At 73.3% G+C, this 7,999-nt stretch carries 7 protein-coding genes; 4 read left to right on the top strand and 3 right to left on the bottom strand.

Annotated elements, in window-relative coordinates:
- A partial coding sequence (locus tag ACFYXB_RS45040; protein ID WP_389591252.1) for an LLM class flavin-dependent oxidoreductase occupies positions 1 to 678 on the top strand: 678 nt, incomplete at its 5' end.
- 15 nt (positions 679 to 693) lie between these two features.
- Here ACFYXB_RS45040 and ACFYXB_RS45035 read toward each other — a convergent pair.
- Positions 694 to 1,122 carry a DUF4328 domain-containing protein gene (locus tag ACFYXB_RS45035; RefSeq protein WP_389591250.1) on the bottom strand — a complete coding sequence of 143 codons (429 nt, stop codon included), beginning with the start codon at positions 1,120 to 1,122 and terminating at the stop codon, positions 694 to 696.
- A gap of 25 nt (positions 1,123 to 1,147) precedes the next feature.
- Between ACFYXB_RS45035 and ACFYXB_RS45030 the strand changes: the two genes are divergently transcribed.
- Complete coding sequence (locus ACFYXB_RS45030) at positions 1,148 to 1,459, top strand: hypothetical protein (protein ID WP_389591253.1); 312 nt, start codon at positions 1,148 to 1,150, stop codon at positions 1,457 to 1,459.
- A 121-nt stretch (positions 1,460 to 1,580) separates the two neighbouring features.
- Here the strand turns inward: ACFYXB_RS45030 and ACFYXB_RS45025 are convergent, their stop codons facing one another.
- Positions 1,581 to 4,022, bottom strand: coding sequence for an AAA family ATPase (locus ACFYXB_RS45025; RefSeq protein ID WP_389591249.1), 2,442 nt, complete (start codon positions 4,020 to 4,022; stop codon positions 1,581 to 1,583).
- Positions 4,023 to 4,219: 197 nt separating this feature from the next.
- Positions 4,220 to 4,501: a hypothetical protein gene (locus ACFYXB_RS45020; protein ID WP_389591247.1), complete on the bottom strand. Its 282-nt coding sequence runs from the start codon at positions 4,499 to 4,501 to the stop codon at positions 4,220 to 4,222.
- Between the two features lie 380 nt (positions 4,502 to 4,881).
- On the opposite strand from ACFYXB_RS45020, the gene ACFYXB_RS45015 reads away from it, so the two are divergent.
- Complete coding sequence (locus tag ACFYXB_RS45015) at positions 4,882 to 6,069, top strand: aminotransferase class V-fold PLP-dependent enzyme (RefSeq protein ID WP_389591246.1); 1,188 nt, start codon at positions 4,882 to 4,884, stop codon at positions 6,067 to 6,069.
- Between the two features lie 172 nt (positions 6,070 to 6,241).
- Positions 6,242 to 7,288 carry a fatty acid desaturase family protein gene (locus ACFYXB_RS45010; RefSeq protein WP_389591244.1) on the top strand — a complete coding sequence of 349 codons (1,047 nt, stop codon included), beginning with the start codon at positions 6,242 to 6,244 and terminating at the stop codon, positions 7,286 to 7,288.
- The last annotated feature ends 711 nt before the right edge of the window (positions 7,289 to 7,999 follow it).

Below are 7,999 nucleotides of genomic sequence, written 5' to 3'. Positions count from 1 at the left end.
ACCTCCCGGATCAGGCTGGGAACGCTGGTCACCCCGGTCGCCCGGCGGCGCCCGCAGCAGCTCGCCCGCCAGGTGGCGACCCTGGAGGCGGTGAGCGGCGGCCGGGTCACCTTCGGCGCGGGGCTGGGCGGGCCCATCGAGGACGAGTACGCGAGTTTCGGTGACACCACGGACCCGAAGGTGCTGGCCGAGCGGCTGGACGAGGGCCTGGACCTGCTGCAGCGTTACTGGTCGGGCGGCCCGGTCGACCACGACGGACGGCACTACCAGGCACGGAACGTGACACTGCTGCCCGCCACGGTGCAACGCCCCCGCCCGCCGGTCTGGGTCGCCGGCTTCTGGCCGAACCGTTTGCCCATGCGCCGGGCCGCCCGCTGGGACGGCGCGGTTCCCCTGTTCACCGACGCCGGACACGGCCACGTGCCGCCCCTCGGCCAGGTCCGCGACCTGGTCGCCTACCTTCGCAAGGAGCGCGAGGACCGGCCCGGCACTCCCTTCGAGATCGTCCTCGGCGGTGCCACGCCGGGCGGCGACGCCGCCAAGACCCGTGCTCTGATCGGCCCGCTGGCCGAGGCGGGAGCCACCTGGTGGGACGAGCGGCAGATCCAGACCAGCGAAGCACTCGACCGGCTCACCCCGGTACTGCGCCGCATCGAGCAGGGCCCGCCGGTCCTGTGAGTGCGGGCCGGCTGCTCAGGAGTGGGTGAGGGGCTCGGCGGCCGGCGCGGCGCCGTCGGGCGCGGAGCCCAGCCGCTCGGTGACCCGCCGGACGACGGCGACGGCGAGGACCGCAGCGGCGACCATGAGCGCCTCCGCCACGGCGACGAGGACGAAAGAGTAGCCGTCGGCCTGGGAGACGGCGGTGACCACGGCGTGCCCGACCCAGGCGGCCCACCAGGCGTTCACCAGCCGGTCGTCACGCTGCCGGTCGTCATGCTGCCGCGCGTCATGCTGCTGGTCGTCCGTACTGGAGCGCAGCACGTCGCGGACGAGCCCCCGAGGAGCCCAGAGATTGACGACGGGCACGAGCCAGGCGACGACCCCCCAGGCAGGGGAGGGGAGCCGGGCGGCGCGCCGGGCACGGGCGAACCAGACGAGGAAGAGCACGGCGGCGGCGGTCATCAGGTAGACGGGACGGGGCAATGTCCTGGCCTCCCGGCTGATCCACCGCACCCATGCCGAGGCCGGCTGGTACCTCTATGCCCCGGCGTGCGCGCTGGTCGAAGCCGACCGCGCCCGGCCCGGTACGGCAGAGCACCTTGCCGCCCTTCCGGGTATCACCGTCCTGGAACTGGATCTGCCCGCCGTCCTGGCGGTGGCCCGGCACAAGACGTGGGCCACGGCACATGCGCAGGACGCAGCGCAGCCCACCACGGACCGCCCAGACGGAGCGATCATCGCCACCACCGACCCCGACCGCTGGATCGGCGAGCCGGTCCGGGTTCTGGATCTCAACTGATCGCGGTGGTCGGGGCCGGGCCCGGCTCTTCCACGTGCGTGTGAGCAGAGTGCGTGCAGCGTCCGAGCCGGAGTCGATGCGGTCGCCGACGCCGTACTCGCAGGCGTTGGCGCCCCATGACTCAGCCGGACGCCGCCGCCCCGCTGTTCAGGCCGGCCGGCAGGCCCGCGCGGCCCGCGACCCCCAGCTTGCGGTAGGTGCGGGTGAGGTGTTGTTCGACCGTGCTCACCGTGAGGTGGAGGTGGGCTGCTATCTGGCGGTTCGTCAGGCCCTGGGTGGCCAGCTGTGCCACCCGGTGTTCCGCCTCGCTCAAGGGCGTGGGGATGGGGAGGAGTTCGGCCCGGAAAGCCGCCTCTTCCTGCGCTGGGGCGCCGATCTCGTGGAGGGCATGGCCCAGGTCCGCCACAGCGTGGGCCGTCTCCAGGCGGGCGCCGGCGCGGCGCAGTTGGTCGACGGCCTCGCGGAGCAGGGCCGTGCGGTCGGCGGGGCGGCCCGTTGCCGCCAGCACGCGCAGGCACTGGCCGCGGACCCAGGGCCGGCGGGCGTCGGGGAGCGTCAACTGCTCCTCCGCCAGGGCCCTCGCCTCACGTGGCCTGCCCAGCCGCAGCAGCGCCTGCGCCGCGTCCGTGCGCCACGGCAGGAACGCCGGGCGGTCCGCCCGCCACAGGTACAGCAGGCGGCCGATCCTGCGGAAGTCGGCCAGCGCGGTGTGCGGCCGGCCCAGCGAGAGGTGGTGCAGGCCGCGGGCGCGCAGGTACTGCAGGCCGTACAGGCTCGTCAACACCCGCCGGGTGACCGGGTGCTGGACATGTTCCGCGGCCTCGTCCCGGCGGCCCAGGGCGCCGCAGGCCTGCACGAGCACCGCTGTCGGCGCGTAACGGAAGGTACCGCCGCCGCCCGGGGGAAGTGCCTCGAGCGCCGCCGTCGCGTGGGTGTGTGCGTCGTGTACCTCGCCCACCCGCAGCAGCGCCTCCGCATGCAGCGTGGCGAACACCGTGTGCCGGCCGGGCGCCCCGCTCGCCTCCGCCTCCTCCAGCAGCCGCCGGCTCGCCGCCACGGCACGCTCGGCCCGGTCGGCGTACAGCAGTGTGCGCACCGCCAGGACCAGCGGGGCGTAGGTGGCGTCCGTCAGCCGGGTCGAGCGCAGCAGCGTCTCGCAGGTCGCCGGCCGGGCGTCGAGCAGGGTGTCCCAGGGGGAGCCGGCCGGTTCGCTCTGCAGCGCGGTCGCGTCGGTGAGTCGGCCGTGGGCGAGCAGCATGGCGGCCAGTTCGCGGGTGTGTGCCGCGTCGGGGCGGCGTGTGCGTGGGCCGGTGGTCAGGGCCAGTGCGGTCAGGCGTTGTTCGGCGGCCTGCGGGGTGCGGCGTGTGGCGGTCTGGGCCAGGCGCAGGGCGACGGCGGCGCGTGCGCTCTCGTCGGGGCAGATGGCGTGGGCGAGTTCGAGGAGGCGCTCCGCCTGCGCGGTGCGGTGGCCGGCCGGGTGCTTTCGCAGCAGGTCCTCGGCAGTCTGCGCGAGCAGCGTGGCGTCCTCGGGGCGTACGGGCGTGCGCACGCCGTCGGCCGGCGGGGCGAGCAGGTGATCGGCCACCGCCTCGGCCGGGGCGCCAGCCGTGTGCAGGACCAGGGCGGCCCGTCGGTGCAGGGCGGCGCGGGCGCGGGGGGACGCGTCCGCCAGGACGGCCACCGGCACGGCGGGGTGCCGGAAAACGAGGCCGTCCAGCAGGCCGCAGGCGCGCAGCGCCGCCAGGCCGTCAGCGCCGGGGCGCTCCAGCATGCGCTCTACCAGGGGCTCCGTCGCCCGGTCGGCCAGGATCGCCACCGCACGCGCCGCGGCCGGCGCGGCCGGGCCGCTGCGGTGCAGGCAGGCCAGGGCGGCCTCGGCGAACGGGCCGCCGGGAGCGGGCGCCGGGGGCGGTGACGCGGCGGCGTCCTCCGCCAGCAGGGCGCGCAGCAGGAGCGGGTTGCCGCCGCTGATGCGGTGCAGCTCCGCGGGCGTACGGCCGGGGCGCGGTGCCGCTGCGGCCGCCGTCTCCTGCGGCGACAGCAGGCCCAGCCGGATCTGCCGGACGTGCGGCTGGCGCTCCAACTCCGGTGCCGGAAAAGGGGATTCGGGGCCATCGGCATACGCGGACACGGTCGCGACCATCAGCACCGGGGCCGGGCGGGCGTGCCGTACGAGATGGCGGAGGTGGTGCAGCGACTGCGTGTCCGCGTGCTGTACGTCGTCCAGGCACAGCACCACCGGACCGTCGAGGGCGAGGCGGCACAGCTGCGCGCAGAACGTCCGCGCGCCCTCGGCGCTGGAGTGGGGGAGCGCGGACACCGGGGCGCCGGCGACCAGTTGGCGCAGTACTCCGAGTGGTACGCGGCGTTCGGCCTCGGTGGCGACCGCGGTGAGCACCAGCGCTCCGGCGTCGGCGGCCCGTTCGGCCACGGCGTCCAGGAGGTGGCTCTTGCCGCAGCCGGCGGCGCCCTCGATCAGCACCACCCGGGAACGCCCCACCGCACAGGTGGCGAGCACCGTCTCCAGAGCACCGGCCACCGATGCCCTGCTCGCCTCCGTCATGAGCCCGCCCCTTCGCCGCAGCCGCGCTGGTCCGGGCCAGGATCGGAGGCGCACCTCTAAGAAGGGTGGAGCGGGGACGGAGGTGACACCCGCGCGAGCAACGCCCCGGCCCCGCAACGACCGAAGCCCCCGCGGCGGCACGGTGGCCGGCGGGGGCGTCTCGGGGGAGAGGGCTCCGGTGTGCGAGGCAGGGCGGCTCAGACGCCGGCCACCTTGGGCCAGCCGATGTCGTCGGTGCCGGTGGTGGTGACGGTCGTGGCTTTGGGCCAGCCGATGTCGTCGGTGCCGGTGGTGGTGACGGTCGTGGCTTTGGGCCAGCCGATGTCGTCCGTGCCGGCCGTCGTCGCCGTCGTCGCCGTCTTCGCGGTGGCCGGCCGGCCGATCGCGTCCGCGGCCGTGGCGGTGACGCCCACGGTGGCGAGGGCGACGGCGGCGGCGGTGGCGGTGGCGGTGGCGGCGATCCGGGCGATGCGGTTCATGGTGACTCCTCCGTGACAACTTCGTGTTCGCTGCTTGGCAACTTCTTGCCAAGAAGGTTGGCAAGCAATTCTCGGGAACCGCTCGGGATTCGATGGACACATGCTCGAGAGCCGCGCCAGAAACACCCCAGAACACCGGACCCGGCAGCCGAGTTGCCACCCGGGGAACGCCATCACCTGCAGGAACGCCGGGAGTTGGCAGAAGTCGGGCCCCTCCGGCAAGGCTCGGCGATTGCTCGGGAGGCAAGCCGGGCGCGAGCCGGAAGGCTCCGTCGCTAGAGCGCCGCCTGAGCCCGCGTGCCAACCCCGGCGCCTGTGGGCAATGTGTTGCCAAGTAAGTAGCAACACATTGCCTCGCGCAACGGGGGGAGGCCCCGGAAGTGAACGCGACGTCCCACGGCGACCGCAGGGTCCACCTGGGCACGGCCGGTCTGGGCCGGATGACCGCCGCCGCACGCACCGTCCTGACCGAGTGGACGCGCCACGAGGACCGGTACGGGCCCCACGAGTTGGAGGCGCACCTCGACGACGTCCTGCACCCCGAGCTGACCGTCCCCCTCGCCGCCCTGCTGGACGCACCGGCCGGCGACACCGTGCTGTACGCCGGTGCCGCCGACGCGTACGCGACCGTGCTGTCGCGGCTCCCGCTGGGTCCGGCCGACCGCGTGTGGACGACGCCCTACGAGGGCGTCGCCAACCTCACCGCCCTGTTCGCCCTGCGCGACCGCACCCGCTGCGGTCTGGACGTCGTACCGCTGCGTCCGGACGGCGACCTGGACCTGGAGTGGATGGCCGCGCACATCGACGACGACGTCGCCCTCGTCCCGGTGGCCCACGTCCCGGCGGGCTGCGGCATCGTCAATCCGGTGGAGGACGTGGGCCGCATCCTCGTCCCGAACCGCTGCCTGTACGCCGTCGACGCCTCGTACGCCGTCGGCCAGCTCCCCGTGGACGCGGCCCGGATCGGCTGCCAGCTGCTCACCGGCGACGGCTGGCGCTTCCTGCGCGGCCCGCAGAACGTCGGATTCGCCTATGTGGCCCCCGAGTTGCGGGCGGCCCTGGCCCCCAGCGGCGGTCTCGTCCCGCACCTGCCCCCGCACGGCGCCGCCGTCGCCGCCCTCCACGCGGCCCTGACCGACCGCCCCGAGCGCACCGCCGTGCCGGAGCTGGCCGCCGGGCTGCGCGCCGCCGTCGAGGAGGCGCCCGGCACCGAACTGATCGCCCCGGGGCGGGTGCAGTGCGGCATCCTCACCTTCCGGCACGGCCATCTGCCCGCCGCGCAGGTGCGCCGGCAGCTCGCGGTGCGCGGTGTCGTCGTGGCGAAGACCGTCGGGCAGGAGACCCTGCTCCACCTGCCGCAGTGCGGGGTCACCACCGCGGTGCGCGCCTCCGTGCACCACGACAACTCACCGCAGGACATCGCGCGCTTCGGCGAAGTGCTCTGCGACGTCCTGGAACGGGAGCGGCCCCGCCCGGCCGTCGACCAGTTCCCGGCCGCCCGTGCGGCTGCCGCGTCAGCGCGCGGCCGGGCGCCGGCTGACGCTGGTGTCCGGCGGGGCGGACGGTGAGCGTGGCGGGCCCGGGTCGTGAGGGTGCCGCGGTGCGCGCGCGGCGGTAGTCGGCTTCCCCTCGGGCGGGGGTGGCCAGAGGGTTTCCGGAATTCGTACCGGGGTCGGGCATTGCATTGACAGGGGGCGCACGCAGTTATGCCGCGGAATATCCGTCCGCATACTGGGTGGCATGGTGAATCCCACCGTGCTCACGGAGCATATACCGCCGTTCACCCGGGAAACCGGCAGCGATTTCTCCCGCCTGTCACGCAGAATTTCCGATGCAGGGTTGTTGGAGCGGCGCCGCATGTACTATGTCGTGCGGTTCGGCGCGGTGGTCCTCGCGCTCGCCGTGGGGTGCGCGGCGTTCGCCGTGCTGGGCGACAGCTGGTGGCAGCTGCTCGTCGCCGTCTGGCTGGCCGGGGTCTTCGGGCAGGTCGGGCTCGCGGCCCACGACCTCGCCCACCGGCAGGTGTTCACCGGCCGCCGCCCAGCCGAGATCGGCGGGCTGATCGCGGCCAACTCGCTGCTCGGCATGAGCTACGGCTGGTGGATGAACAAGCACACCCGCCACCACGCCAACCCCAACCACGAGGAGAAGGACCCCGATGTGGCGCCCGGCGTCCTCGTGTGGTCGCGCCGGCAGGCGGGCACGGCGCGCGGGCTGTCCGCGTTCGTCGGCCGCCATCAGGCCGCCCTGTTCCACCTGTTGCTGACCCTCGAGGGATTCCAGCTCAGTGTGGCCAGTTTTCTGGCGCTGCGAAATCCGGCGGTCAAACGTCCCCTTCTCGAGGGATCACTGCTGATTCTGCACTTCGTGGTGTACTTCGGTGCGATCTTCACGGTGCTTTCGCCGGGCCGGGCGATCGCTTTCGTCGTGGTGCACGAGGGACTGCTGGGCATCTATCTCGGCTCGGTTTTCGCCCCCAACCACAAGGGCATGCAGATGCTCACCGCGGAACACGGGCTGGACTTCCTGCGCCGCCAGGTGCTCACGTCCCGCAACGTGCGCGGCGGCCGGTTCACCGACGCCCTGATGGGCGGCCTCAACTACCAGATCGAGCACCACCTCTTCCCCAGCATGCCGACCCCCGCACTGCGGCAGGCCCAGGCCATCACCGAGCAGTACTGCGCCGAACTGGGCATCCCCTACCACCAGACGGGCCTGATCGCCTCGCACCGCGAGGCCCTGCTTTACCTCAAAAGCGCCGGGGAACCGCTGCGCGCCCGCCGCTGAGTCTGCGACTGACACACGGGGCCCGGGCCGCCGTAGGGCGGTGGCCCGGGCCCGTTCGTGCCGGTGACGCGCTCTGTCCGTGCGGGCCCGCAGCGCTGCCATCACCGGGTTCCTCCGAGGATGCCCCGGCCTTTACCCGCCTTCGACAGTTGGCGGGCACATGCCTGCACTGATCATGCATCTGACCAGGTCAAGTAGGGGGTTGTGCACTTGTAGCGCGTTTGCCCACGGCATTTCAGGCATACCGGCCAGGACGCCGGGAGCAACCGGGGCGTACCCGGCGAACAATGCCGCTGCGACCGGCGAGCGCCGACGTGACACCGACACCACACAGGAGGATACGCCCAGGTCAGGGTCCCTGGGCGGAGGTTCTCGAACTTCAGTCGAAGGCACTGCATCAGTCGATAGAGTCGTCCAGTGAGCCGCGCCAGCTTCACTGGGTGCAGCTTCGAAAATCCAGCAAAGATTGGGCTGATTGCCCGCTTTGCTGCGGGCAGACCGGGTCAAACCGTGGCGTCGGCGTAGGCACACGCCTCGGGCGGGCAGCAGCGTCAAAATCCGCAGGTCACAAGGCATTTCGAGCCCACTCGTGTGCCTACCAACTGTCGAAGCCAGGCTTTAGGCCGGGGAGGAATCGGACTCCTGCGGAGCAGGGCAGGGGCAGCCGGATCGCCGTCAGGGCGATTCGGCGTCCACCCTGTGACGGGGTGA

Origin of the sequence: Streptomyces sp. NPDC002619, from assembly GCF_042889305.1 — a bacterium.
GTDB lineage: Bacteria > Actinomycetota > Actinomycetes > Streptomycetales > Streptomycetaceae > Streptomyces.
The sequence above is the reverse complement of the archived record's forward strand: the minus strand, read 5'-3'. Positions and strand labels throughout refer to the sequence as shown.